Source organism: Streptomyces sp. NPDC058985 (genome assembly GCF_042740985.1).
Classification (GTDB): Bacteria; Actinomycetota; Actinomycetes; order Streptomycetales; family Streptomycetaceae; genus Streptomyces.
On sequence record NZ_JBHYJX010000040.1, the window covers coordinates 18661 to 43425 of the forward strand.

General features: G+C 74.1%; 23 protein-coding genes and 1 riboswitch. Of the genes, 4 read left to right on the forward strand and 19 right to left on the reverse strand.

Annotated features, from left to right (window positions below; all coding sequences use genetic code 11):
• From ACFW01_RS28805 to ACFW01_RS28835, 7 genes are all read right to left on the reverse strand, one after another.
• The gene (locus tag ACFW01_RS28805; protein ID WP_384508307.1) at positions 1–1005 is read right to left on the reverse strand and encodes a twin-arginine translocation signal domain-containing protein; all 1005 of its coding nucleotides are present in this window, start codon (positions 1003–1005) and stop codon (positions 1–3) included.
• A 26-nt stretch (positions 1006–1031) separates the two neighbouring features.
• A complete protein-coding gene (locus ACFW01_RS28810; RefSeq protein WP_384508310.1) occupies positions 1032–2312 on the reverse strand; it encodes a transporter in 1281 nt (426 codons plus the stop codon).
• A 3-nt stretch (positions 2313–2315) separates the two neighbouring features.
• Positions 2316–2930 carry a hypothetical protein gene (locus ACFW01_RS28815; protein WP_384508313.1) on the reverse strand — a complete coding sequence of 205 codons (615 nt, stop codon included), beginning with the start codon at positions 2928–2930 and terminating at the stop codon, positions 2316–2318.
• A complete protein-coding gene (locus ACFW01_RS28820) occupies positions 2927–5056 on the reverse strand; it encodes a hydantoinase/oxoprolinase family protein (RefSeq protein WP_384508316.1) in 2130 nt (709 codons plus the stop codon). The genes ACFW01_RS28815 and ACFW01_RS28820 overlap by 4 nt, the downstream gene beginning before the upstream one ends.
• A gap of 101 nt (positions 5057–5157) precedes the next feature.
• Positions 5158–6756, reverse strand: coding sequence for an FAD-dependent oxidoreductase (locus ACFW01_RS28825; RefSeq protein WP_384508319.1), 1599 nt, complete (start codon positions 6754–6756; stop codon positions 5158–5160).
• Positions 6757–6807: 51 nt separating this feature from the next.
• Positions 6808–7917 carry a LacI family DNA-binding transcriptional regulator gene (locus tag ACFW01_RS28830; RefSeq protein ID WP_384508322.1) on the reverse strand — a complete coding sequence of 370 codons (1110 nt, stop codon included), beginning with the start codon at positions 7915–7917 and terminating at the stop codon, positions 6808–6810.
• 159 nt (positions 7918–8076) lie between these two features.
• Positions 8077–8589 (reverse strand): GNAT family N-acetyltransferase, encoded by a 513-nt coding sequence (locus ACFW01_RS28835; RefSeq protein ID WP_384508325.1) that lies wholly within the window; start codon positions 8587–8589, stop codon positions 8077–8079.
• 306 nt (positions 8590–8895) lie between these two features.
• Here ACFW01_RS28835 and ACFW01_RS28840 point away from each other — a divergent pair, with 306 nt between their 5' ends.
• Together ACFW01_RS28840 and ACFW01_RS28845 are read left to right on the forward strand one after the other, a co-directional pair.
• Positions 8896–9480, forward strand: coding sequence for a sigma-70 family RNA polymerase sigma factor (locus ACFW01_RS28840; protein WP_161330600.1), 585 nt, complete (start codon positions 8896–8898; stop codon positions 9478–9480).
• Positions 9480–10232, forward strand: a complete 753-nt coding sequence (locus ACFW01_RS28845) for an anti-sigma factor domain-containing protein (protein WP_384508329.1) — start codon at positions 9480–9482, stop codon at positions 10230–10232. The genes ACFW01_RS28840 and ACFW01_RS28845 overlap by 1 nt, the downstream gene beginning before the upstream one ends.
• 50 nt (positions 10233–10282) lie before the next feature.
• Here ACFW01_RS28845 and ACFW01_RS28850 read toward each other — a convergent pair whose 3' ends face one another.
• Genes ACFW01_RS28850 through ACFW01_RS28870 form a run of 5 tightly spaced genes read right to left on the reverse strand, consistent with a single transcriptional unit; the run spans position 10283 to position 15702 of the window.
• A complete protein-coding gene (locus ACFW01_RS28850) occupies positions 10283–11098 on the reverse strand; it encodes a DUF1295 domain-containing protein (protein ID WP_384508332.1) in 816 nt (271 codons plus the stop codon).
• The gene (locus ACFW01_RS28855) at positions 11095–12405 is read right to left on the reverse strand and encodes a class I SAM-dependent methyltransferase (protein ID WP_384508335.1); all 1311 of its coding nucleotides are present in this window, start codon (positions 12403–12405) and stop codon (positions 11095–11097) included. Before ACFW01_RS28855 ends, ACFW01_RS28850 begins: the two co-directional genes overlap by 4 nt.
• Entirely contained in the window at positions 12402–13685 is a 1284-nt protein-coding gene (locus ACFW01_RS28860) for a class I SAM-dependent methyltransferase (RefSeq protein WP_384508338.1), read from the reverse strand. The genes ACFW01_RS28855 and ACFW01_RS28860 overlap by 4 nt, the downstream gene beginning before the upstream one ends.
• On the reverse strand, positions 13682–14428 hold the full coding sequence (locus ACFW01_RS28865; protein WP_384508431.1) for a DUF1365 domain-containing protein: 747 nt from the start codon (positions 14426–14428) through the stop codon (positions 13682–13684). The genes ACFW01_RS28860 and ACFW01_RS28865 overlap by 4 nt, the downstream gene beginning before the upstream one ends.
• Positions 14422–15702, reverse strand: a complete 1281-nt coding sequence (locus ACFW01_RS28870; RefSeq protein WP_384508341.1) for an NAD(P)/FAD-dependent oxidoreductase — start codon at positions 15700–15702, stop codon at positions 14422–14424. Before ACFW01_RS28870 ends, ACFW01_RS28865 begins: the two co-directional genes overlap by 7 nt.
• A 178-nt stretch (positions 15703–15880) precedes the next feature.
• Here ACFW01_RS28870 and ACFW01_RS28875 point away from each other — a divergent pair, with 178 nt between their 5' ends.
• Together ACFW01_RS28875 and ACFW01_RS28880 are read left to right on the forward strand one after the other, a co-directional pair.
• Positions 15881–16285, forward strand: a complete 405-nt coding sequence (locus ACFW01_RS28875; protein WP_384508344.1) for an ATP-binding protein — start codon at positions 15881–15883, stop codon at positions 16283–16285.
• A 70-nt stretch (positions 16286–16355) separates the two neighbouring features.
• Entirely contained in the window at positions 16356–17039 is a 684-nt protein-coding gene (locus ACFW01_RS28880; protein WP_384508347.1) for an alpha/beta hydrolase, read from the forward strand.
• Positions 17040–17210: 171 nt separating this feature from the next.
• Here ACFW01_RS28880 and ACFW01_RS28885 read toward each other — a convergent pair whose 3' ends face one another.
• The 7 genes from ACFW01_RS28885 to ACFW01_RS28915 form a co-directional block, all read right to left on the reverse strand.
• Complete coding sequence (locus tag ACFW01_RS28885; protein WP_234956078.1) at positions 17211–17984, reverse strand: ABC transporter ATP-binding protein; 774 nt, start codon at positions 17982–17984, stop codon at positions 17211–17213.
• Positions 17981–19009 carry a FecCD family ABC transporter permease gene (locus ACFW01_RS28890; protein WP_384508434.1) on the reverse strand — a complete coding sequence of 343 codons (1029 nt, stop codon included), beginning with the start codon at positions 19007–19009 and terminating at the stop codon, positions 17981–17983. Before ACFW01_RS28890 ends, ACFW01_RS28885 begins: the two co-directional genes overlap by 4 nt.
• A gap of 80 nt (positions 19010–19089) precedes the next feature.
• Positions 19090–20193: an ABC transporter substrate-binding protein gene (locus ACFW01_RS28895; RefSeq protein ID WP_234956076.1), complete on the reverse strand. Its 1104-nt coding sequence runs from the start codon at positions 20191–20193 to the stop codon at positions 19090–19092.
• Between the two features lie 62 nt (positions 20194–20255).
• Positions 20256–20442, reverse strand: a riboswitch (cobalamin riboswitch).
• A 69-nt stretch (positions 20443–20511) separates the two neighbouring features.
• Positions 20512–21171 carry a fasciclin domain-containing protein gene (locus ACFW01_RS28900; RefSeq protein WP_384508352.1) on the reverse strand — a complete coding sequence of 220 codons (660 nt, stop codon included), beginning with the start codon at positions 21169–21171 and terminating at the stop codon, positions 20512–20514.
• A gap of 350 nt (positions 21172–21521) precedes the next feature.
• The gene (locus tag ACFW01_RS28905; protein WP_384508356.1) at positions 21522–22454 is read right to left on the reverse strand and encodes a M56 family metallopeptidase; all 933 of its coding nucleotides are present in this window, start codon (positions 22452–22454) and stop codon (positions 21522–21524) included.
• Between the two features lie 7 nt (positions 22455–22461).
• Positions 22462–22845 carry a BlaI/MecI/CopY family transcriptional regulator gene (locus tag ACFW01_RS28910; protein WP_161327483.1) on the reverse strand — a complete coding sequence of 128 codons (384 nt, stop codon included), beginning with the start codon at positions 22843–22845 and terminating at the stop codon, positions 22462–22464.
• 61 nt (positions 22846–22906) lie between these two features.
• A complete protein-coding gene (locus ACFW01_RS28915; protein ID WP_384508360.1) occupies positions 22907–24610 on the reverse strand; it encodes a hypothetical protein in 1704 nt (567 codons plus the stop codon).
• Positions 24611–24765: the final 155 nt, after the last annotated feature.

Sequence of the window (24765 nt, forward strand, 5' to 3'; positions counted from 1 at the left end):
TCAGCCGCGGGCCATCGCGATCGATCCCGCCAGGCGCTCACCCGCCTCGTAGATCATGTAGGGCACGCCGCGGTCCGTGCCGAACGAGGGCGCGGCCGCGCGGCCGTTCTCCGGTGCGGAGCCGCGGGAGTCGTAGAAGACGCCGAGGTGCCTGCGGAGCGTGAAGTCGTTGCCGACCTCGGTGATCATCAGGTCGCCGCCGCTCTCCTTGTCCTTGTTGTAGACGACGTAGGTGCTGTCATTCCGGTGCAGCAGGTGCGGTCCGCCCACGTTGACCGCGCCGACGTCGCCGTGGCGCACCAGGGGCTGCTGGGCGAACGTCCAGGTGCGGCCGTCGGCGGACCAGCCCCAGCCGATGTCGCGGTGGTTGGTCGTGTTGTTCAGCATGAACACCATGACGTAGCGGGCGCCGCGCGAGGGCAGGTCGTGCCGGAAGACCCGCGCGTACGAGGTCTCCGTGGTGCCGGACGGCAGCATCGAGGTGGTCAGCACCACCTTGTCGTAGGTGAAGTTCACCCCGTCCGTGGAGCGGGCGAGGCGGGTGGTGGTGTTCTCCCCGTGGAAGTACAGCCACATCTCCCTCTCCTCCGCGTTCCACATCACGTGCGGGGAGGAGACGTGGCTGACGGAGTAGTGCGGCGACCACTTGTTGGAGACGATCGGGTTGTCCGGGTACTCCGTGAACGGGCCCTCCAGCGAGTCGCCGTAGGCAAGGCAGATGCCGCCGGGGGCGTCGTGCGGGGCGTAGTACAGGTAGTAGCGGCCCAGCCGGCCGCTCGCGGGCAGCCGGTCGTAGACACCCCGGACGGTCGGGAAGATGATCTCGCCGGTGGGGTTGTAGGCGAGCTGGGACGGCGTCAGCAGGGTGCGGACGTGGGTGTAGTCGGGGAAGCCGCCGGGCGCGGCGGAGGCGGCGGGTACGGCGGTGGCGCCCAGCGCGAGGGCGGCACCGGTGACGGCCGTGCCCTTCAGGAACAGTCGGCGGTCGAGGTGCGGCTCGTGCATGTCGACTCCTGGGGGGGAGGGAGGGGTCAGAGGTACAGGGCGGCGGTGACGCACATGCCGCCAAGGGCGACCAGCCACACGTAGGGCAGGGTGCGGACCATGACCTGCTGCGGGCTGACACCCGCGTACTGGGCGGCCCACACCGTCTGCGTGCTGGTCGGGTCGGCGACGCCGAAGACCTGGTTGTACGAGGTGGCCATGCCGAGGACGGCGACGGCCGGGTAGATGCCGGTGGCGATGAGGACGCCCGCGATGCCCGCGCCGAGACCGAAGACGTTCAGCGGGCCGCGGTACAGGCAGAGCGGCACCAGCAGGGTGAAGACGAGGACGAACAGCACCGGGTTCTGCGGGCTGACCGCCTTCACCAGCGGCTCCAGCGCCTCGACGGCGCCGGGGAGTTTGACGGCGGCGAGCAGGATGCCGATCGCGACGAACAGGGCGAGCGGGGGCGCCGCCACCTCGAAGCCGCCGTACAGGGTGCGCAGCAGCCGCTTGTTCATCTCGCCGGGCCGGGTGGTGGTGACCAGCGCGTAGACCACGCCCGCCAGCAGGGAGGGGATGATGGCCACTTCCAGGCCGAGGGCCAGCACCAGCGGAACGGCGGGGGCGAGCAGCGCGTACCAGGGCGCGTCGCCGAGGCGTTCGCGGCGCGACGGCGGGCGGGCGGCCACCGACTTGAGGGACCAGGCGTGCTCGGTGCCGCGCCGCCGGTTCTCGATCACCACGTAGGCGACGGCGGCGACCAGCGCGAACGGGAACAGCTTCACCATGAAGCCGCGCACCGTGTCGACCGGCAGGTCCAGCGCGGTGGAGAAGAACTGCCAGACGGGCAGTTCGAAGGGCACCCCGACCGCGATGCCCATCAGCACGGTCCCCGCCGCCGTCACCTTCGGCACGCCGACGGCGACCATGGCGGGGATACCGATGATGCCGGCCAGCATCGCCGCGGGCGCCGAACCGGTGACCGTGCCGACGAGCGCGGAGACGGCGAGGACGCCGAGGGCCACAATGGTGGGCCGGTCGCCGCCGAACTCCACGATCTTGCGGACGAGGGTGCCCGCGATGCCGGTCTCGTCGAGGAGCTTGCCCAGCCAGGAGCCGAGGATGATGGCGACCATGGTGGCCGCGAGCGCCGGTGCGCCCTCCTGGAGGACCGTGTCCAGGACGCTGTTCTCACCGGTCAGGGGGGCGCCGGAGAGGAAGGCGATGACCACGGCCAGCAGGACCAGGGCGAAGGCGGTGGGGAGCTTGCGGGTGAGCATCGCGGCGACGCCGGCCGCCATGACGAGGAGGATGACGACACCCATGGGTCAGTTCTCTCTTCTTGCGTCACGTGCGGGTGAGGGGAGGTTTCCGGTCCCGGCCTCGGCGGCCAGGGCGGCGGTCAGCAGCAGGGGGCTGCGGCCGAGTCCGCAGACGGTGCGGGCGTAGGCGTGCGCGGCCACCTCCTCGGCGCCGGCGACGTGGCCGGACACGCGCAGGCGGCCCAGGCGCAGGGCGTGGTGGCCGAGGGCGTGCTTCAGGGCGGCGCGGGCGGGGCCGTGGTGGAGGTGGGCGTGCACCGCCTCGTGGGCGAGGGCGGCGGCCCGTACGGAGCCCGCCGGGTACCAGGCGCGCCAGCCGCGGGCGTCGACGACGCGTTCGGCGAGCGCGATGGTGTCGGTGTACAGCTCGACCGTGGGCGGTCTGGAGGTGTAGCGGGCCAGCAGGCCGTGTGCGAGGCCGCCGTCGCTCTCCACGACTCTCGCCGCGCACGGCACGGGCGCGAGCGCGGAGCCGAACGCGTCGGCGGTGCGGGCCCAGTGGCGCAGCAGCTCCGGGTCGCGGTGCTCGTGGGTGGGGGTGGCCGCCAGCAGCCGTACCGCCCACCCGATGTCGTCGGTGGCGGCGGGGTCCGCCGTCGCGGGGGTGTCCTGGACGGTCATGCCCGCACCTCCAGGACGGCGACGACAGGTTCGTCGGCGGCGCGGGAGCGCAGCTCGCTGCGGGCGAGGGCGAGCAGCGGCGCCGGGTCGAGGACGCCGGAGAGGTCGGCGATGCGGGAGCCCACCAGCAGGCGCACGGCGGGGGCGCGGACCCCTCCGTCGCCGTAGGAGGTGGCCTCGGTCACCAGTTTGGCGAGCACCTCGGGGGCGCTCGCGACGGTGGTCGCCTCGACCCGGGCGTCGGCCGCGTGGTGGCGTACGACGCCGTCGGCGTCCACGACCCGCACCGGGTGGCGGACGGGGCGGAAGCGACGGTGCACCTCGGTGCCGTAGACGGTGTGCGCGGGGGTGCCCGCGAGCACGTCCACCTCGGACGGCTCGGTCCTGAGGCTGGTGGCGGCCAGGCGCAGCCGCTCGTCGTCGTCGGCGCGGTGGGCCCGGTCCTGGGTGCGCAGTTCGGTCGCGCCGGTGGCGATGGCGCGTACGACGTTGGTCTGCGGGTCGACGGTGACCTCGACCTCGACGCCGTCGGCGGCGGCGCCCTGTTCCACCACGGCGCGTTCGGCCTCGGCGCGGACGGCGAGGATCTGCTCCTGGGTCGCGCCGGGCACGATCCGTTCGACCTGTTCGCGGACGAGGGCGAGGGCGACGCCGATGGGGCTGATGACCTCGTTGTTCCGGGCGATGCGGCCGGTGATGCCGGTGCGGTCGGCCAGGTGCGGGGTGACGGAGGCCGCGCCGCCGCCTCCCCCGACCAGGACGGCGGTGTCGGTGTCGAGGCGGTACTCGCGGACCAGGTCGTCCACGACGGCCTTCACCTGGTCGGTGCCGGCGTCCAGGAGCCGGGCGGCGGCGGTGGGCACGTCGGTGCCGAGGGCGGCGGCGAGCGGGGCCAGCGCGGCACGGGCGGTGCCGGGGTCGGCGTGCGCGAAGTCGCCCTCGGGGACCCGGCCGAGCGCGTTGGCGGCGCAGGTCATGGTGAGCGCGAACCGGCCGCCCGCGGCGTCGAGTACCGCGTAGTCGGCGGGGTCGCCGGGCAGCGGGCTGATCGTGGTGAGCGTCGCGTCCCGCAGGTCGGCCGGGTCGGCGAAGCAGGCGTACGGCAGACCCGCGATGTGCGCACTGCGCGGACCGGTGCCGGTGACGCGGCCGCCCGAGACGCGCACCATGGAGCCGCCGCCGACGCCGACCGTGCGCACGTCGAGGGCGTTGAGGTACGAGGTGCGGCCGAGGACGGTGGCGTGGCGGACCGCGACCTTGCCGCGCTTGACGACGCTGATGTCGGTGGAGGTACCGCCCGTCTCCAGGAACACGCCCTCGCTGACGCGCTCCTGCATCAGCGCCCCGGCCACCCCCGCCGCGGGACCCGACAGCACGGTCAGCAGGGGCCTGCGCCGCATCTCGTCGAGGGACATCACTCCCCCGTCGCAGCGCATCACCATCAGCGGCGCGGTGACGCCCGCCTTGGTGATGGAGGCGTCGACGAGGTCGGCGGTGGCCAGCATGCGCGGCAGGATCGCCGCGTTGACCACGGCGGTGCGGGTGCGCTTGCGCAGCCCGTAGAGGGAGGTGATCTCGTGGGCCGCGGTGGTCGGCAGGCCGGTCGCGCGGGCCGCCTCGGCGACCGCCGTCTCGCCCTCGGGCCGGTCGACACCGAACGGTTCGCTGGCCACCAGCGCCTCCGCGCCGGCCGCCGTGAGCCGCTCGACGGCGGTCCGTACGGCGGTGGCGTCGTCGGGGTCGGGCACATGCGCGTAGTGCAGCGGCAGCCGCTTGCCGGGGGTGAGTTCGAGCTTGGCGAGCGAGGCCAGGCGGCGGGTGAAGTACGTCCCGCCGCCGGTGCCGATGCCGAGCAGGCCGACGGTGGCGACGTCGCCCTCCAGCAGGGCGTTGGTAGCCTGGGTCGTGCCGTGTGCCAGGAAGGCGACGTCGGCGGGTGCGTGTCCGGTCTGCGTCAGCAGCCGGTCGAGCGCTTCGACGATGCCGTGGGCGACGCCGTCCTCGTGATGGTGGCTCGTGGGGACCTTCACCTGGCCCACGAGCCGGAGCGTCGTGGCGTCGACCGCCACGGCGTCGGTGAAGGTTCCGCCCACGTCGATGCCGACGCGGATGCGGTGGGTGGTCATGTCCGGGCACCTCCTTGTGCTGGGTCGGTCCGCACGCGGGCGGTCACCGGGCGGGGCAGGTGGAGCTGCCCCGCCCGAACTCCCGCCGCGCGCGGGGTCGTTCAGTAGCCCCTGACGTCGGGCCAGTGACGCTGCACACCGCCGCGGTCGAGGACCCTGGCGAACTCGTCGTACCTCTTGTCCTCGGCCTGCACCTGGTGCGGTTCGACGTTCTCGGTGAGGCAGTGGGCGGCGAGGGCTCCGGCGGCCTCGCCGATGTTCCACTCCACCGGGTGCAGCCGGTAGCAGCCGTTGGTGATGTGCGTGGTGCCGAGGTTCTTTCCGGCCGGCAGCAGGTTGCGCACCCGGCGCGGCACCAGCGCCCCGAGCGGGATCTCGAAGGGCACGGAGCCGATGTCGACGTAGTTGTCACCGCCGGTGGAGGGGTGCAGATCGATGCGGTAGTTGCCGACGCCCACGGAGTCCCGGTGGCGGGTGCCGCCGTAGGGGCCGACCAGGTCGATGGCGACGTCGTGCTCGGTGACGGTGGTGACCGCCTTGATACGGCGGGACTCGCGGACGTAGGCGGCCTTGGCGAGGCCGTCGGGGGTGCCGGTCACGTCGGGTCGCGGACGCAGCCCGGGGAATCCGGTGCCGCCGTCGGGGCGGGGCGCCTCGGTCTGGAGCCAGTAGAGCACAGAGAGGGACAACTGCCGTGCCTCGCGCAGTGCTTCGGCCTCCTGGCCGATGAAGGGCTTCAGCCAGTAGTCGTTGAGGGGCCAGTTGACGAGGGTGATGTCGGAGTCGAAGGCGCCCTCGGTGTGCAGCTTGCGGGCGAGGATGCGGCGGAAGCCCCACAGCTCCTTGTCGCCGGCGTCGGCGCTCTGGTCGGCGCTGACGGCCAGCGGGTCGAGGTCGGGGTTGGGTGCGAAGGTGCGCGCCACCGGTTCCAGGGTGCGCGGGTCGGGTGCCTCGAAGCCGAGCAGCGGGCCGGGCCAGAAGTCGGGGCGGTAGGCGCGCCAGAAGTCGTAGTCGGCGGGCCGGTCGACGGTGTGGTCCTCGCCCTCGTGGTGGGAGAGGGCGAAGCAGACGGTGATGCCCTGCTGGTTGTCCGGCTGGGCGTGCTCGGGGGCGTGGGGTTCGTCGAACTCGGCCCTGGACTCCGCCCCGTTGGCGTGCTCGACACCCGCGAGGTGGAGGAGTTCGCCGGTCTCGGTGGCGTCCAGGACGTAGCGGGCGGGGACGGTGCGGCGGGTGCCGTCGCGCTGGTCCTCCAGGGTGACGGCGCGCACGACATCGTTGTCCGACTCGGCTGCCACGGGGCGGTGCCCGGTGAGGACGGTGAGGCGTCCGGCCGCCCGGTGCGGGGCGAGCATGCCCTCCAGGACGGCGAGGGCGACCTTCGGCTCGTGGCACAGCTTGCTGACCCGCCCGGCGCCCGGGTTGAGGTCGGTGAGCGCCAGGGCCTCGGCGCGCAGGGGGTACCACTGGCGGTAGTACTGGCGGATGCCCTCGCGCAGTCGCCGGTAGGTGGCGGTGGTGCCGAACTGCTCGACCCACGGGTGTTCGTCGGGCGGGACGGCCTGGCTGGTGAGCTGGCCGCCGATCCAGTCCGTCTCCTCGGTCAGGACGACACTGCGGCCGGCCCGGCAGGCGGCGAGGGCCGCGGCGACGCCGCCGAGGCCACCGCCGACGACGAGGATGTCGGGTTCCGGTATCACGCTGCTCCTCTGATGGTGCGGTTCGTACGGGGGGGGTGGGGTGACGGGGGTTCAGGGGCCGGCCGGCGGGCCGGCGGTGGTGCCCGGCCGGAAGGCGCAGGCGACGAGCGTGCCCCTGGCGGGTTCGCCCGCGACGCGGGCGGCGAGCAGCCGCACCGCCTCGGCGCCCAGCGTGGGGCGGGGGATGTCGAAGCCCATGGGGGCCGGTTCGTCGGCGAGGTCGGCGGGCGGGCTGCCGAGCAGTGCCAGCGACACCTCGCCGGGGCAGTCCAGGCCGGCCGCGTCGACGGCCGTGCGCAGCGCCCGCCAGGCGGTTCCGGTGTCGGTCTCCTCGGCGACGAACGCGGTCACGCCCTCGGCCAGCCAGGCGCGGACGCGGTCGGCGGTGAGGTCGCGGCGCAGGTCGCCGGAGCGGAACACGGCGTCGGGGCCGGCGGGCAGTCCGCTCGCCGTCAGCCCGTCGAGGAAGCCGCGTTCGCGGTCGGTGGAGGCGGGGGCCTCGTCGTCCTCGCGGACCAGCATGACCCGCCGGTGGCCGAGCCCGGCGAGGGTGGTGACGACCTCGCGGCTCGCGCTGACGTAGTCGGCGCCGACCCAGGCCAGCCCCTCCGCCTCGTCGGGCCGGCCGACGTGCACGACCGGGAAGTCGTCGGCCACCAGCCGGCGCAGTTCGTCCGCGGGGGCGTGGCGGCCCAGGAAGAGGCAACCGTCCGCCAGCCGCACCCGGTTGAGCGCGCCGGACCCGGACGCGCCCGCTCCCCCGCTGCTGGAGCCGGTGAACAGCACCAGGTCGTAGCCCTGCGCCGCTGCCTCCTGCTCGACGCCGACGAGGAAGGGGTAGTACGAGTGCCGCACGTCGGTCGGGAAGGTCGCGGTGAAGCTGAAGACGCCGAGCAGGTTGTTGCGGGCGGCGGCGAGGCGGCTGGCGGCGGGGTCGGGGACGTAGCCGAGGCTGCGGGCGGCGTCCAGGACCTTCCCGCGGGTCTCCGCCGAGATCGGGCGGCCGGTGGCGATGTCGCGTCCGGAGAGCACCAGGGACACCGTCGCCTGCGACACACCCGCGAGCCGGGCGACCTCCGCCTGCCTCGGCCGGCCCCGTCGGCCGGGCGGCGCGGGGGCCCGCCCCGGCTTCGCCCGCCCTGTGGCTTCCTTCGCCACCACTGCTCCCCTCGGTCGCGGTTAATGCGCATTACCTAATGCGCATTAACCAGTAATGTGAAGGAGCCCGGGCACGGGGTCAAGGGTTTGGACCGAGGAAAATGCGGGGTGCGGGCGGGAGGGCGTCCCGCCCGCACCCCGCATGCGGGGAGCGGCCGCGGATCAGATGCCGAAGGGCGCCGCGTACCGGACGGTGCCGGCGGGCAGCGGGTGGGCGGCGTCCAGGGTGAGGGCCATGAGGGCCTCGTCCGGGACGTCGATGCTCAGGCCGATGCCGTGGGCCGAGGCCCGGGTGAAGCCGAACCGGGGGTAGTACTCCGGGTGCCCGAGAACGACGACATGGTGCTCGCCGAGCCGGGCGGCCGCCGCGAGCGCGGCACGCACGGCCGCCGCGCCGGCACCGGTCCGCTGCGCCTCGGGCCGTACCGCGACGGGTGCCAGGCAGAGCGCCGGGCGCTCTCCGATGTGGCAGCGGGTCAGCAGGGCGTGGCCCACGGGGCGGTCGGCTTCGTCGACCGCGACCACGGACAGGCCCTCGATCCAGGCCCCGGGGTCGGCGCGCAGCGCGTCGACCAGGGCGGCCTCCTCCGGGGTGGGGAAGGCGGCGCGGACGAGGTCGCGGATGGCGGGGATGTCGGCGCCGGTCTCGGCGCGGGTGTGCCAGGTGTGAGGCATGACGGGACGGGGATCCGTTTCTGGTGTCTGCGTTCGTGGGATGCGGGGTCAGGCCGCCGCTCGGGACGCGAGGGAGATCCGGGCGCCGCGAAGGGCGGCGTCGAGCACGGTCATCAACCTCACCTCCCTTTCCTTCCGCTCCGTGGAGCCGATCGAACGCGAACGCGGTCAGTGTACCCCGTGGGAGAGTGGGCGTCGGGCGAGGTCACCGCGTCCTTCGGCGGTCCGGCGACCAATCCGCGGGCCGTCCGGCCCCGGATTACGCGGGGACATGCCCGCCTGTCGCGTTCTTTTGGAGAGACCGTCGTGAAGGAAGCCGTGCACATCGGCAGAAATCCATCGTCACAGCCCGACCTGCAACAGCTGATCCGCGAGGTGGCCCTCGGTGATCAGGACTCCTTCGCCGCGGTGTACGACGCGATGGCGGGATCCGTGCTCGGGGTCGCCCGGGCGGTGCTGCGCGACCAGGCGCAGTCCGAGGAGGTCGCGCAGGAGGTGCTGGTCGAGGTGTGGCGCACGGCGCCGCGCTACCGGCCCGAGCGGGGCACGGTGGTGAACTGGATCCTGACCCTGGCCCACCGGCGGGCGGTGGACCGGGTGCGGTCGGTGGAGGCGGCCGCGGCCCGCGACCACAAGGCCGCCCTGCTCGACCGCACACCCGAGTTCGACGAGGTGACGGAACAGGTGGAGGCCCGGCTGGAACGGGAGCAGGTGCGGCGCTGTCTGCGCACCCTGACCGAGATCCAGCGCCAGTCCGTCACCCTGGCCTACTACCGCGGCCTGACCTACCGGCAGGTGGCCGAGGCGCTCGCGCTGCCGCTGGGCACGGTCAAGACGCGGCTCCGCGACGGCCTCATCCGACTCCGCGACTGCCTGGGGGTGAGTGCGTGATGCGCACCGAGGACCTGCACAGCCTGACGGGCGCCTACGCCCTGCACGCGCTGCCCGACGACGAGCGGACCGCCTTCGAACGGCACCTGGAGCAGTGCGCCACCTGCGAGCGGGAGACCACGGAGTTCGCCGCCGCCACGGCCCGGCTGGGGCTGGCCGCGACACTCGTGCCGGGCCCCGCGATGAGGGACCGGGTCCTGCACCGGGTCGCGACCGTGCGCCAGGTCCCGCCGGGTGGCGGCACGGTCGAGAAGGCACGCCGCGTCGTGCCCCGGGGGCGTGGTCTGGGCCGTTGGGCGCTGGCCGCCTGCCTGGCCGCCGCGGCGGGGCTGGGTGGCACGGCGGTGTGGCAGTACGAGCGGGCGCAGGACGCCGGGGAGCGTGCGGCGCAGGCCGAGCAGCGGGCCGAGACACTGGCCGGAGTGCTGGCCGCGCCGGACGCCGAGTCGCGTACCGCGCGCCTGGCCGACGGTGCCACCGGGACGGTCGTGGTCTCCGGGGACCAGAACCGGGCCGTGTTCCTGGCCTCGGGCATGGCCGAGCCGCCGCGGGGCAAGGTCTACCAGCTCTGGTTCGACGACCAAGGGACGATGCGGTCGGCGGGCCTGATGGATCCCGGCCGGTCCAGTCAGGCGGTGCTGATGGAGGGCGCCGTCGACGGTGCGGGCGGCGTCGGCATCACCGTGGAACCGGCGGGCGGGTCGCCGCAGCCGACCTCCGACCCGGTCGCCCTGATGAGCATGCCGGCCTGAAGGGGGTGAGGGCCCGCGCGCGAGCCCTCACCCGCACGACCACCTCCGCCCTACGCCCGTCGGCGCGGCGGGCGCGGGAAGAAGCCGCTGGTGCGTGCCGCGTACTCGGACCACCCCGGGCGGTCGGCCATGTGCCGTTCCAGCAGCCGCTTCCCGCTGCCGCCGATCAGCAGGTACGTCATGACCAGCGGGGAGATCGCCGAGACCGCGGCCGCCGCGGGGCCCGCGTCGCAGGCGATCAGGAACAGGCCCCACCAGACGAGGAAGTCCCCGAAGTAGTTGGGGTGCCGGGTCCAGCTCCACAGGCCGCGGTCCATGATGCGGCCCCTGTGGGCCGGGTCCGCCTTGAAGCGGGCCAGTTGGGCGTCCCCGACGGCCTCGAAGACGAGTCCGACGGCCCAGACGGCCGCGCCGGTCCAGGCCAGGGCCGTGACCGGGTGGGAACCGTAGGAGGCCGCCTGGACGGGCAGTGACACCAGCCAGACGAGGGCGCCCTGGAGCAGGTAGACCATGCGCAGGGCGTAGAGGTTCCGGTTGCCGGGCGCCTTGGCGAGCATGGCGTCGTAGCGCGGGTCCTCGCCGTGGCCCCGGCCGCGCCGGCCGATGTGCACGGCCAGCCGCAGCCCCCAGACGGCGGTCAGGGCGGCCACCAGGACCTGGCGGACCGGGTCGCCCTCCCCGGCCGCTGCCGCCGTCGCGCAGGTCACGGCCGCGACGGCGGCGAAGCCCAGGCCCCACGCCACGTCCACGACCCGGTGCGCCCCCTTGCGCACGGCGACCGCGAAGGTGGCCAGCATGACGGCGAGCGCGGCGGCCGCCGCCCAGCCGAGGCCGGCGGCGAACGCGCCCCACGGGAGGCCGCTCACGAGGCGTCCAGCCGCTCGTACCACTCCCCCGAGGTGGCGGGCATCCCGCTGACGCCCTCGGCGGTCGGCCGCACGCTCAGGATCTGGTCGACGCCCATCCGCCGCTGCTCGAAGGCGAGCGCGCCGCCCACCAGGTACAGCCGCCACACCCGCGCGGTCTCCTCGCCGACGAGGGCGGTGAAGTCGTCCCAGCGCTTCTCCAGGGTGCGCTCCCACGCGGCGACGGTGCGGACGTAGTGCTCGCGCAGGGACTCGGTGTGGCGCACTTCGAGTCCCGCGTCCTCCAGGAGCTGGACGGTCTCGCCCAGTGGCCGCATGTGCATGTCGGGGGCGATGTAGGCCTCGATGAAGGCTCCGCCGCCGGGGGCGCCTCGCCCGCGCGACATCTGCTGCACCAGGACGCGGCCCTCGGGCCGCACCAGCCGGTGCAGGGCGGCGGCGAACGCCGGGTACTCGGCGTCTCCGACGTGTTCGCCCATCTCGACGCTGGAGACGGCGTCGTAGTCGCCGCCGGTGATGTCGCGGTAGTCCTGGCAGACGACCTCCACCCGGTCCTCCAGGCCGCGCTCGCGCACCTGTTCGCGCACGTACGCGGCCTGCTCCCCCGCCAGGGTGACCGCGGTGACCCGTGCCTTGTGCCGTTCGGCCGCGTGCAGGGTGAGCGAGCCCCAGCCGCAGCCGATGTCGAGCAGACGGGCGCCCTCGGTGAGGCCCAGCTTGCGGCAGATCAGTTCCAGCTTGGCCCGCTGGGCGCCGGCCGCGTCGGCGTCGGTGTGCTCGTCCGGCCACAGCCCGCACGAGTAGGCCATGGTGTCGTCGAGGAGGAGGCGGTAGAAGTCGTTGGAGAGGTCGTAGTGGTGGCTGATCGCGGCGCGGTCGCGGGACTTGGTGTGCAGGCCGCCGCGCAGCCGGGCCTGGGAGGCGGGCACCGGCGGGCGGGGTCCCACGGCGCCGAGGCGGACGGCGGTCGCGGCGGCGCGGGCCCGGTCGGCGAGGCCCGGGCGGGGCGGGTGCAGGCGGCGTTCGCGGGCGGCCGCCCACATCCGGCGCAGGCCGTCGGCCAGGTCGCCGTCCACGTCGAGTTCGCCGGTGACGTAGGCCTGGGCCAGGCCGAGTTCGCCGGGCTGCCAGAGCAGGCGGCGCAGGGCGCGCCGGGAGCGGACGACGACCACGGGGCCGTCGGCGGGGCCGGTCTCCGTGCCGTCCCAGGCGCGCAGCCGGACGGGGAGCGGACCGCCGAGCGCGTCCTCGACGAGCGCGGCGAGCCGGTGGGCGGCGCCGGTCCGGGCGGTGCGGGCGGGGGTCATCGGGCGGTGGCCTCCTTGGTGAGCAGGTACTGCTGGACGTCGAGGTAGGCGGCGCGGAAGCCGGCCTCGGAGTAGGCGAGGTAGAAGGTCCACAGGCGCCGGAAGGTCTCGTCGAAGCCGAGGGCGTCCGCCTCGTCGGCGCGTTCGGTGAACCGTTCCCGCCACAGCCGCAGTGTCTCGGCGTAGTGCGCGCCGAATCCGTCGCGGCGGGCGACGCGCAGCCCGGTGTGGTCGCGGACCGTCGTCTCGATCGCCTCGGTGGAGGGGATCAGCCCGCCGGGGAAGACGTACTTCTGGATCCAGGTGTGGGTGGAGCGGGAGGCCGTCATGCGGTCGTGCGGCAGGGTGATGGCCTGGAGTGCGGCCCGCCCGCCCGGGGCGAGGCGGTCGTCGAGGGCACGGAAGTAGACCGGCCAGAACTCGGCGCCGACGGCCTCTATCATCTCGACGCTGACGACGGCGTCGTAGGTGCCCTTCTCCTCGCGGTAGTCGCGCAGTTCGACCCGGACGCGGTCGGAGAGTCCGGCCTCGCGGGCGCGTTCCAGGGCGCGGTCGCGCTGTTCGCGGGAGAGGGTGAGTGAGGTGACGTGCGCGCCGCGCGCGGCGGCGCGCAGGGCGAGTTCGCCCCAGCCGGTGCCGATCTCCAGGAGCCGGGTGCCGTCGCCGACCTCGGCGAGGTCCAGCAGCCGGTCGATCTTGCGCTGTTGTGCGGTGGCGAGCGACTCGCGGCGGGCGGGGAAGCCGAGGAAGACGGCCGAGGAGTAGCTGAGGGTCTCGTCCAGGAAGAGGGCGAACAGGTCGTTGGACAGGTCGTAGTGGCTGCTGATGTTGGACCGGGCGCCCTCGGGTGTGTTGCGCAGGGCGGCGGGCTGCCGTTGGTGCCACAGCCGGCGCAGCCGCTGGAGCGGGGCGGGTACCAGGTGGGCGGCGTTGGCGGCGAGCACGCCGAGGGCGCCGACCAGGTCGGGGGCGTCCCACTCGCCGGCCATGTAGGACTCGCCGAAGCCGATGAGGCCCTGGGCGCCGATCCGGCCGTGGAAGGCGTCGGGGTCGTGGACCTCCACCAGCGGTCCGCCCAGGCCGACGGTGTCGCCGTCGGCGAACCTCACCCGCAGCGGCAGCCGTTCCAGGGCCCGGCGGACGACGGCCGCGGCGACGGCGCGGCGTGCCCGGGAGGCCCGGGGCGGGGCGGCGACGTCGGGCCAGCGGTGCGGGTCGACCGGGGTGCTGCGGACCGAGGGGACGCGGGGCGGGGTGGGACGGTGGTGGGTCGCGGTCATGTCGCTTTCTCCGTGGTGCGGTTGTCCGGGCGCGGCTGGACGGGGAGGCCGCGCAGGTAGAGACGGATGCCGTGCCTGCGGATGCCGGCGGACACCGCGAGCGTCGACAGCGGGTGCCGCAGGGCGAGCCGCAGGAGGGCGGTGGGGGTCGCCTCCCGCCGGGTGCCCCGGACGGTCGCGGTGAACGGGCGGCTGCCGGGCCGGTCCAGTCGTACGGTCAGGTCGAGGCGGTCCCCAGGCAGTGGCAGCCGCATCCGGTAGGCGCCGTCGACGGGGAAGAACGGCGAGACGTAGAAGTCCTTGTCGGCGTGGGCGAGACCCGCCTCGTCGGGGTGGAGCAGGTAGGCGTGGCGTTCGCCGTAGGTGTTGTGCACCTCGGCGACGACGCAGCGCGGGGTGCCGTCGGGTCCGTGACACCAGTAGAGGGTCAGTGGGTTGAAGACGTGGCCGAGGACGCGGGCGTGCGCGAGCATGAGGACCCGGCCGCCCGCCAGGTCGACGCCGCGGTCGGCGAGGAAGCGGTCGAGGCCGGCCCGCAGGGAGGGGGCGTCGCCGGTGAAGTGGTCGCGGGCGCGGAAGCCGGCGAGGGGGCGCAGCGGGCGGGGCAGTCGGGGGATGTGGTCGAGGTCGACGAGCCACATGTAGGTGCGGTGGCGCAGGGTGTAGCGGGTGGGGTCGGTGCGTACGTGGACGGTCTCGCAGGGGTACAGGCCGGGACGGGCCGTGGGGGTGCGGGTCACCAGGTCACCCCGAGGGCTGCGGCGGCCTCCACCCCGGAGCGGCAGCCGTCCTCGTGGAAGCCCCAGCCGTGGTAGGCGCCCGCGTAGGCGGTGACCGGGGTGCGCAGGCCGGGCAGCCGGCGCTGGGCGGCGACCGACTCGGGTGTGTAGACGGGGTGTTCGTAGGTCATGCGGGCCAGCACCCGGTCCGGGGCGACGCGGTCCTCGCCGCCGAGGGTGACGACGTAGGTGTCGCTCGCGTCGAGGCGCTGGAGGCGGTTCATGTCGTAGCTGACGCGGACCCGGTCGGCGCCGGCGTCGCAGGACGGCATGAGGTAGTTCCAGGAGGAACGGGCTCCCCGGGCACGCGGCAGCAGGGTGGTGTCGGTGTGCAGGAGGGTGGCGTTGCGGGAGTAGCGGAACGCGCCGAGTACGTCCTTCTCCTCCGGCGTCGGGTCGGCCAGCAGCTCCAGGGCCTGGTCGGGGTGGACGGCGACGACGAGGTGGTCGTAGGTGTCGGTGGTGCCGTCGGCGGCGGTCACGTCCACGCCGTCCGCGTGCCGGGTCACCGAGCGGACCGGGGTGGCGGTGCGTACGTCGGGCAGGCGCTCGGCGATCCGGTCGACGTAGGAGCGGGAGCCGCCGGTGACCGTGCGCCACACCGGTGAGCCGCCGACCGCGAGCATGCCGTGGTGGTGCAGGAAGCGGAACAGGTAGGCGGCCGGGTAGCGCAGGGCGGTGACCGCGTCGCAGGACCACACGGCGGAGACCACGGGCGTCATGAAGTGGGCGCGGAAGTACGGCGAGAAGCCCTCGCGGTCGAGGAACTCGCCGAGGGTCGGCTCCTGGTCGGAGTCGGCGGCGAGCAGCCGGTGGGCGGCGCGGTGGAAGCGGGGCACCTGGGCCAGCATCCGCAGGTAGGGGCCGCTGAGGACGTTGCGCGGGCGGGCGAGGAGACCGGCGGGGCCGCGGGCCCCGGCGTACTCCAGTCCACAGCCCTCGCACCGCACCGACATGCTCATCTCCGACTCCTGCGTGGCGACGTCCAGTTCGTCGAAGAGGCGCAGCAGGTTCGGGTAGGTGCGGCGGTTGTGCACGATGAACCCGGAGTCGACCCGGTGGACCCGGCCGTCGGCGGCGGCCAGTTCGTGGGTGTGGGCGTGGCCGCCGAGGCGGTCGTCGGCCTCGTAGAGCGTGACGTGGTGCGCGCGGCCCAGTACGTACGCGGCGGTCAGACCGGCCACTCCGCTGCCTATGACGGCGGTGCGGCGTGTGGTCTCCCCTGACGCTCGCGGCATTTCGCTACTCCTCCACCCCACGGTGATCAACGCTGGCGTGGGTAATCCGGAGCCGGGTCCGGTGCGGATTGGGCGAGGTTGCGGGCGGTTGCCGGGTGAGCCATCCGGAGGGCGCGCGGCAACGAATCAAGAGTGGGGAGGTAAGCGCGGGAAATGGGAGAAAGAGTTCCGAGGGACCATGAACGACACCTACGAGCCGGTGGCCCAGGGGCCCGCGTACGCGGTGCACGCCGTACGCCGCGAGGTCCGGGACCGGCTCACGTCCTGGGGCACGGGCGCGCTCGCCGCGGACGCCGAGCTGGTCGTCGCGGAGCTGCTGGCCAACGCCGAGCGGCACGGCCGGCCGCCGGTGCGGATCGCCCTGGCCCTGCGGCGCGGGGCGCACGGCGGGTGCACGGTGCGGGTGGAGGTCACGGACTCGGGCGAGGCCTTCGACGTCGGGCGGGTACGGGCACGCTGGCGGCACCCGGCCTTCGACTGGGGCGAGGACGGGCGGGGGCTCTTCCTGGTCGACGCCCTCAGCGCCCGCTGGGGGGACCGGCCCGCGCCGGGAGGGCACACTGTCTGGGCCGACCTGTGCTGACGGTCCACCCATCCGCGGGCCGTGCGGCAACGGATCACCGATGACCGGCGAGGGCAGGGGAAGGGACCGGATGAGCGTGCGGGACGAACCGTCGGCAGGGGCGCTGTGGGTGCGGCGCAGGCCGCGGCGGACGGGAGCGGCGGTGCTGGTCCTGCACGGTGGCCGCGCGGACAGCCGGCGGGCCACACGGCCGTGGCAGCTCGCGGCGTTGCGGATGCACCCGTTCCTGCGGTCGCTGGACGCGGCCACCGACCGCGACGACGTGCTGCTCGGCCAGGTGCGCTACCGCTCCCGCGGCTGGAACGGCGCGGCGGAGGATCCGCTGCGGGACACGCGGCGCGCGCTCGCCGAGCTGCACCGCCTCGTCGGTGACGTGCCGGTGGTCCTGCTGGGTCACTCCATGGGCGGCCGGGCCGCCCTGCGCGCCGCGGAGGCCGCCCAGGTACGGGGTGTGGTGGCCCTCGCCCCGTGGGTGCCGCCCGGCGAGCCGGTCGCCCAGCTGCGGGACCGGCGGGTGTTCGTCATGCACGGCAGCCGCGACCGGATCACCGACCCGGCCGAGTCCGCCGCCTACGTCTCCCGCGCCCGGACGGCCGGCGCCCGGGCCGACCTCCTCCTCGTGCCGGACGGCGACCACGCGATGCTCCGCCGTCGCACCCACTGGCACCGCAGGGCGACGACGGCGGTCACCGAACTGCTCACCCAGCTCGACCCGGACGACGCTCCGGGGCCGTCTCCGGCGGCGGGACGCTGAGCGTCAGCCCTTCCCGCGGGGTGTCCCTTCCCGCGGGGTGTCTGCGCCGCGAAGCGCCGGGCGGCCACGTGGCGGGGGCGGTGACGGCGGTGCCGACCACTTGGCGGTATGGGTTCGAACCGCAGGAGTCTTGAACCGCATAAGTCCGCACGCGTTCCGGCGGAGCGGCCGCTACCCCCTCAGCGTGCCCAGGAAGCGGACGTGCGGGCGGTCGTCGGGGCCGGTGCGGGTGACCTCGGCGTGGACGCCGTAGACCTCCGCGACCAGGGCGGCGGTCAGGACCTCCGCCGGTTCGCCGTGCGCCACGACGCGCCCCTCGGACAGCACGACGAGGTGGTCGCAGTACATCGCGGCGAGGTTGAGGTCGTGCAGGGCGACGACGCTGGTGACGGGCAGGGCGACGACGAGGGCCAGGACGTCCAGCTGGTGCTGGATGTCGAGGTGGTTGGTGGGTTCGTCCAGCAGGAGTTCGCGTGGCTGCTGGGCCAGGGCGCGGGCGATCTGGACGCGTTGGCGTTCGCCGCCGGAGAGGGTGTGCCAGAGCCGGTCGGCCTGACCGGTGAGGCCGGTGCGCGCGAGGGCGTCCGCGACCACCTCCTCGTCGGCCGCCGACGCCGGTGCCCAGGCGCGGCGGTGCGGGATCCGGCCGAGCCGGACGACGTCGCGGACCGACACGTCCACCAGCGTGTCCGCCTGCTGTTCGACGACGGCCACGCGCCGGGCGACGTCGCGGCGGCCCATCCGGTCCAGCGGGCGGCCGTCCAGGGTGACGACGCCGGAGGTGGGGGCGAGCACGCCGGCCAGCAGCCGCAACAGGGTGGACTTGCCCGACCCGTTGGGGCCGAGCAGGCCGGTCATGACGCCGGGCCGGGGGCTGAGTTCGACGCCGTCCAGGATCAGCCGCCCGCCGGCGGCGCGGGAGACACGCTCTGCGCTCAGCGTCACCGTGCCCTCCGGGTGCGGTACAGGACGAGGACGAAGGCGGGTACGCCGATCAGCGCGGTCACCACGCCCACCGGGACCTCCTTGGGGGCGAGGACGGTACGGGCCAGAGTGTCGACCCACACCAGGAACACGGCCCCGGCGAGGGCACAGACCGGCAGGAGGCGGGCGTGCCCGGGACCGGTGAGTGCCCGCACGGCGTGCGGCAGCACCAGCCCGACGAAGCCGATGGCACCGGCCGAGGCGACCAGGGCGGCGGTGAGCAGGGCGGTGGCGCACAGCAGTACCAGCCGGGTGCGGGCGACGTGGACGCCGAGGGTGGCCGCGGCGTCCTGGCCGAAGGCGAAGGCGTCCAGCGTCCTGCCGTGGCCGAGGCACACGGCGAGGACCAGCACCAGGACCGCCGTACCGGTCCACACGTCCCTCCAGCCGGCCCCGCCGAGCGAGCCGAGCAGCCAGAAGAGCACCCCCCGGGTGGTCTCGGCGTCGGCCGCGGTCATCACCACGAAGGAGGTGAGCGAGGAGAACAGCTGCATCGCCGCCACGCCCGCGAGGACCACGCGGTCAGGGGTGCCACCGAGGCTGTGGCTGAGCAGCATGACCAGCCCGAAGGAGCACACCGCGCCGAGGAACGCCCCGCCGGGGACGGACAGCGCCCCGCCGCCCACGCCGAGTACGACGACGAGGACGGCGCCGGTCGAGGCACCGGAGGAGACGCCGAGCACGAAGGGGTCGGCGAGCGGGTTGCGCAGCAGGGACTGGAGGACGGCGCCGCACACGGCGAGTCCGGCGCCGCACACCGCGGCGAGCAGCGTCCGGGGCAGCCGCAGGTCCCAGACGATGCCGTCACGGATGGGGGTGACGTCCGCGGCGGGGCCCGCGCCGAGGTGGGCGACGATCACGGACCACACGTCGGCCACGCCGATGTCCGCCGGCCCGATGGTGACGGCGACGGCCACGGAGGCGCACAGGGCGACGACTCCGGTCAGCGCCCACAGGGGGTGGGCACGGCGGCCGGCCGTGCGTATGCCCGAGACCGGCCGCTCCCCGGACGCGGCTCGGTCCTTGGAAGTAGCCCGGTCCTCGGACGTCGCCCGGCTCGCGGACGTCACTTGGTGAGGCCGTACTCGCGCAGCGCGGCCGCCACCTGTTCGACGCCCTCGACGGTGCGGATGGTGGGGTTCATGGCCTGCCCGCTGAGCAGGACGTACCGCTTCTCGCGGACGGCGGTCATGTTCCGGGTGACGGGGTCGGACTCCAGGAACTCGATCTTCTTCGCGGCGGTCTCGGCCGTCTGCGACTTGCGGGTGAGGTCGCCGAGGACGAGGACGTCGGGGTCGCGGTCGGCGACGGTCTCCCAGCCGACCTGCGGCCATTCGTCGTGGGTGTCGTCCATGGCGTTCTTCGCCCCGACGGCGCGGGTCATGACGCCGGGGGCGCCGCAGCAGCCGCCCATGTAGGGCGACGTGGAGTTGGCGAACCAGTACATGAGGGTGGCGTCGGAGGCGTCGACGCCGGACGTCGCCTTCTCCACCCGGGACTTCAGGTCGTCGATCAGCTTCTCGCCGCGTTCCTCGACGTCGAACAGCCGGGCCAGGTCGCGGACCTCGCGGTAGACGGTATCCATGGTGAAGGGCTCGCTGCGGACACCGTCGCCGTCGCCGCTGTTGTCCTTGCCGACGCAGTCGGACGGGGAGAGGTAGGCCGGCACGCCGAGTTCGCCGAACTGCTGGGGGGTGGCCACTCCCCCGGTGCCGAGGGTGGAGGCGAAGGAGGCGGCGACGAAGTCGGGCTCGGCGTCCAGGACCGTCTCGAAGGACGGCATGTCGTCGGCGAGCCGGGGCACGTCCGCGTTCGCCTTCTCCAGCCCCTTCATGACCGGGTCGGTCCACGTGGCGGTGCCCGCCATGCGGTCGGCCAGGCCGAGGGAGAGCAGGATCTCGGTGGTGCCCTGGTTGAGGGAGACCGCTCGCTGCGGAGGTGCGGCGACCTCGACCTCGCGGCCGCAGTCACGGACGGTACGCGGGTAGCCCGCCGCCTGGTCCGGCGCGGCCGAGTCGCCGGTGTCCGTCCCGGAACCGCAGCCGGCGGCCAGCAGGACGCCGGCCAGGAGCGGCACCAGGCCGCGGACGGCACGGCGGGAGGCGGGAAGGCGGGAGGCGGGAAGGCGTCGGCGGCCGACGGGGCGCGCTGCGCGCGAGGAGGCGGGCAAGGAAGATCCTCTGGCGTCGAGGGCTCGTACGCGAAGCCCGGTCGTGCGGTGCGTCCCGCGCCGTACGCGGCGCGGGTGCCAGCAGGTCTTCGGACTCGGGATCGACCGGGCGGGACGCCTTCCCGGGCGGCCTCAGCCGCCCAGTGGCCCGTGTCCCGCCCGTCACCCTCACCGCTGCGCGTCAGCTCCGGATTCGCACCGGATTCCCTGACCCACCAGGTGGGTTCGACTGGCTTCCGCAAGCTACCACAGGGTCCTCGCGCCGCCGGGGGCGGGCGGCTGCCTCACCCGCCCCCGGTGCCGACGCGCCCGACCGCGTCAGCTCTTGGGCATCAGGACACTGTCGATGATGTAGACGTTGGCGTTGGCGGTCTTCACGTTGCCGCACACCACGTTGGCGGAGTCGTTGACCTTGTAGGCCTCGTCCGAGCCGGAGGTGGTGAGCTTGGACTTCTGCAGGGTGTCGAAGGAGCCGTTCTCCAGGTCCTTGGGGGCGAGCTTCTGGCCCACGACGTGGTAGGTCAGGATGTCGGTGAGCATCGCCTTGTCGTTGAGGACCTTGTCCAGGTCGGCCTTCGGAATCTTGGCGAAGGCGTCGTTGGTGGGCGCGAACACCGTGATGTTCTCGGCGTTGTTGAGGGTGTCGACCAGACCTGCCTTCTTCACCGCCGTCACCAGGGTGGACAGGGCCGGGTTGTTCGAGGCGGCGGTGGCGACCGGGTCCTTCGCCATGCCGTCGAACGAACCGGCGCCCTCCTTCGGCACGGTGGAGCAGGCCGGGCCGAACGGCTCGTCGGCGCCGGACATGCCGCCCGAAGTGTCCTCGGACTTGTCGTCGGTGGCCGCGGGGGCCGAGGACTCGGCCTGCGCGGAGTCCGAGGAGCCGCTGTCGCCGTCGTCGGAACAGGCGGCCAGCGACAGGGGCAGGACGGCGGCCGCGACGACGGCGACGGCGGAACGACGGATACGGGCGTTCATGGATATCTCCCTGCAAATCGGCAGCACTGAGGCAGCGCTGATGTAGTGATGTGGAGCTGTAGTGATGTGGAGCGTGGTGCGCGTCGAGGTGGAGCGGTGGTCCGCTCGGTGAGCTGTCCGCCCGGTGGGCGGTTCCTATCCGCGTGGGGGCCGAGCCGCCCTGCGTATCGCAGGCAGGGAGCGCAGGCGGGCGGTCCGCTGTCGGTGTGGTCTCGGTTCTTCCCTCACACGGGGAATCCGGAGCCGGGCGGGTTCCGGATTGGCCGATCACCCGATCGTGTGGGGAAGTTTCTCGGGCACCTCTGTGACCAGGGACTTTTCCCGGAGAATGCCGTCAACATGACGGAGGCTCAGAGCGGGGTGGCGGCCCGCAGGATGAGGAACATGGTGACGGCGGAGTTCGCCGACGACATCGCCGACACGGCCGTTCCGGCGGCCGCGGCCCACGCGGCCAGTCCCACCGAGGTGAACAGCGAGGGCCAGGTGCGTACGGCGGGCGCGGGACCCAGCAGGGCCGCCACCCGGCGCGGCACGGGGCCGGGCGCCGCGAGGCCGGCCAGGGTCGCGACCGGGGTCCCCCGGGAGACGAGGGCCGCCTTGCCGATCGCGGTCGCCACGGCGCGGCGGTCGCCGACCACCTTCGCGGCCTCCTCGTCGGCCCAGCGTTCGGCCGTGTAGGAGACGGCGGTGCGCAGGGGGCGCAGGAACGGGTTGGCCAGCGCGGCGAGCCGGACGGCCAGCAGGAAGCGGTGGTGGCGGGCGGCGAGGTGGGCCCGCTCGTGGGCGAACAGCGCGCGCCGCTCGGCCGGTTCGAGGCAGTCGAGCAGCGCGGTGGTGACCACGACCCGGTCCCGGCCTCCGCCGGGCAGCGCGTACGCGTAGGGCACGTCGTCCGGCAGGACGGCCACGCCGGTGCCCCGCAGTCCGGCGAGGGCGCGGTGGGCCCGGCGGCGCACCCGGGCGTGCCGCCACAGCGCCCGGACCGAGACCATGAGCACGGCGCACAACGCGGGGATCGCCGCCTTGCCGACGACCTCGTCGTAGGGCACCGCCGCCCGCACCTCGGGGTCCGACCAGCCGTCGGGCAGCGGGTTGCCGGGCAGTTGCGCGGTGCCGACCACCATCACCAGCGCGAGGCACACGGTGCTGCACAGCGCCATGACAGCGGCGACGGCGGTGAGCAGCCTGGTCGCGGTGCGCGGGTGCAGACGCTGCTCGGCCAGCCGGGCGACGGGCCACGCCGTCAGCGGCAGGACCAGCGGCAGGAAGACGAAGACCCCCATGGCGGTGTCAGCCGTCCTCCGCGCCGTGCGCGTGCCCGAGCAGGTCGCGCAGCAGCCGCTCGTCGTCCGGGTCGAGGCCGGTGACGAAGCTGGCCAGTACCGCCTCCCGGTCGCTCTCGGCGTCCAGGACCTTGCGCATCCTGCGCGCGGCCAGACCGGCCTGGTCCGCGGGTGTCCAGGCGAAGGACCGGCCCGCCCGCTCGCGGCTGACGGCGCCCTTCTCCAGGAGCCGGGTCAGGATCGTGATCACCGTGGTGTACGCGAGGTCGCCGCCCAGGCGCTCCTGCACCCAGCCGGCCGTCGCGGGCCCCTCCGCCTCGCGCAGCGCCGTCAGCACCAGGGCCTCCAGCTCGCCCTGACCCCGCCGCCGCGACCGCCGGTGATCCGTCACGGGCCGCCTCCTTCCGCCGCTGTGCGCTCCGTGCGGAGGCCATCGTATAGAAGACCACTTTCTACAGTTCTGTAGTTTTAGGGTCCGTGGCGCAGCAGCCGCCCGCCCCACCGGGGGCCTGCGCGGTGTCGAGGCGGCAGAAGCAGGACGCCTCGACCGGTACGTCCGCGAGGGCGGCGGCGAGCTTCAGCTGCTGCGCCACGATCCGCGCCTCCCCCGCCCGGTCCAGCCGCACCAGGCACTCGTGGAGGCCGTGCAGCGCCCAGACGTTGCCGGGGTGCTGGAGGGCGCGGGGCAGGGTGTCGTCGAGCCCCAGGTCGGCCCGGTAGACCGCCTCGGCCTCGGCGACCCGGCCCTGCTCCAGGAGCAGGGCGCCGTAGGCGTGCCGGGTGGGCTGCATCCAGCCCCACGGCTCGTCGTAGGGGAGGTTGTCGTCCAGGCCGATCGAGCGTTCCAGGGCGGCGAAGGCGGCGGCGTGGTCGCCCCTGCGGTACTCCAGTTCGCCGTCGAGCATGGCGGAGGCGATGGCGAGGATGTCGGCGCAGGTGTTGTTGAACAGCATGCGGGAGTCCGGCACCCGGGCGACCGCGTCGCGGAACAGGACGCGTTCGGCCTCCGCCTCGGCGACCCGGCCGGTGGCCGAGAGGGCGACGCCGCGGGCGTAGTGCAGCATCGCGGTGGTCACGCAGTACAGGCCCGGATCGGCGGGCATCGGCAGGGCGAGGATGTCGGCCCAGCGGCCGAAGCGGATCAGGACGTGCACCCGCATGGCCAGGAAGCCCTCCAGCCAGTCGGCCATGGGCGGGCTCTGCACGCGCAGCAGCGCCTCGGGAACGGATGCCTCCAGTCGGGCGGCGGTGTCGAGGGCGATGTCGTACCGGCCCAGGAACATCGCGCCGTAGATCCTGAAGTGGTAGTTGTGCGTCCGGTAGAGGGTGTAGAAGTTCATCGCCCCGGCCCGCGCGCGGTACCTCTCGTCGGCCGCGATGGCGGCGCTGTTGTCCGACACCACGCGCCGGTAGTCGCCGCAGAGCACTTCGAGGTGGGACGGCATGTGCAGAAGGTGCCCCGCGTCGGGGACCAGGCCGCGCAGCCGGTCGGCGACGGAGAGCGCCGCCTCGGGGGTCGGTGACATCTCCATCAGGTGGATGTAGAGGTGCACGACACCGGGATGTTCGAGTCCCCCGTCGGCGGCCAGGGCCCGGTCGAGGACCTCCTTCGCGGCCAGGGTGCGGGCCCCCTCGGCGGGCAGCCCCGTGCGCAGGTCCCACAGTTGCCAGGGCGTCAGCATCATCAGCGCGTCGGCATAGAGGGTGGCCACGTCGAGGTCGTCCGGGGCGAGGTCGTGGACGGCGCGCATGCTGTCGGCGTACGGCACGTTCCAGACCGAGCAGTCCTCGACGGCGCGCTCCCGCGGATAGCGGGCGCGCAGGGCGCCGATGAGGGCGCGTTCCACGGGGGTGGCCCGGCCCGCCTTGGCGTGGGCGAGTTCGACGGCGGCGTGGGCGCGGTCGACGGTGCGGGTCAGCTCCTCGGCGTCGAATGCCTCCCAGGGCTTGTTGTAGTTGGGGCCGAGGGCGTAGGCGATGCCCCAGTGGGCCATCGCGCAGTCCGGGTCGGCCGCCACCGCCCTCTCGAAGCACGCGACGGCCTCCTCGTGGTGGAAGGCGTACGTCCACACCAGCCCGCGGTCGAACCACCGCTGGGCCTCGGGCGACGAGGTGGTCACGGGTCGGCCGTGGACACCGAGGTCGTAGTAGTCCATGTACGGACGTATACCGCACTCCGGGACGGCCGCTGAGTAATGCGCGGAAGGCCACGGCGCGCGGTGTCCCCGCCCGTCGCCGCGGGCCCCCCCACCCGCGGGGGTGGGGGGTCCGGGGGGGGGGCGGAAACGCGAAGACCACGTCACGGCCGGCG

What these genes read in the sequence shown, in the direction of transcription:
- ACFW01_RS28805 (WP_384508307.1), bottom strand. Translation starts at nt 1,005, where the DNA reads ATGCACGAGCCGCACCTCGACCGCCGACTGTTCCTGAAGGGCACGGCC.
- ACFW01_RS28810 (WP_384508310.1), bottom strand. Translation starts at nt 2,312, where the DNA reads ATGGGTGTCGTCATCCTCCTCGTCATGGCGGCCGGCGTCGCCGCGATG.
- ACFW01_RS28815 (WP_384508313.1), bottom strand. Translation starts at nt 2,930, where the DNA reads ATGACCGTCCAGGACACCCCCGCGACGGCGGACCCCGCCGCCACCGAC.
- ACFW01_RS28820 (WP_384508316.1), bottom strand. Translation starts at nt 5,056, where the DNA reads ATGACCACCCACCGCATCCGCGTCGGCATCGACGTGGGCGGAACCTTC.
- ACFW01_RS28835 (WP_384508325.1), bottom strand. Translation starts at nt 8,589, where the DNA reads ATGCCTCACACCTGGCACACCCGCGCCGAGACCGGCGCCGACATCCCC.
- ACFW01_RS28845 (WP_384508329.1), top strand. Translation starts at nt 9,480, where the DNA reads ATGCGCACCGAGGACCTGCACAGCCTGACGGGCGCCTACGCCCTGCAC.
- ACFW01_RS28855 (WP_384508335.1), bottom strand. Translation starts at nt 12,405, where the DNA reads ATGACCCCCGCCCGCACCGCCCGGACCGGCGCCGCCCACCGGCTCGCC.
- ACFW01_RS28860 (WP_384508338.1), bottom strand. Translation starts at nt 13,685, where the DNA reads ATGACCGCGACCCACCACCGTCCCACCCCGCCCCGCGTCCCCTCGGTC.
- ACFW01_RS28870 (WP_384508341.1), bottom strand. Translation starts at nt 15,702, where the DNA reads ATGCCGCGAGCGTCAGGGGAGACCACACGCCGCACCGCCGTCATAGGC.
- ACFW01_RS28875 (WP_384508344.1), top strand. Translation starts at nt 15,881, where the DNA reads ATGAACGACACCTACGAGCCGGTGGCCCAGGGGCCCGCGTACGCGGTG.
- ACFW01_RS28880 (WP_384508347.1), top strand. Translation starts at nt 16,356, where the DNA reads ATGAGCGTGCGGGACGAACCGTCGGCAGGGGCGCTGTGGGTGCGGCGC.
- ACFW01_RS28900 (WP_384508352.1), bottom strand. Translation starts at nt 21,171, where the DNA reads ATGAACGCCCGTATCCGTCGTTCCGCCGTCGCCGTCGTCGCGGCCGCC.
- ACFW01_RS28905 (WP_384508356.1), bottom strand. Translation starts at nt 22,454, where the DNA reads ATGGGGGTCTTCGTCTTCCTGCCGCTGGTCCTGCCGCTGACGGCGTGG.
- ACFW01_RS28915 (WP_384508360.1), bottom strand. Translation starts at nt 24,610, where the DNA reads ATGGACTACTACGACCTCGGTGTCCACGGCCGACCCGTGACCACCTCG.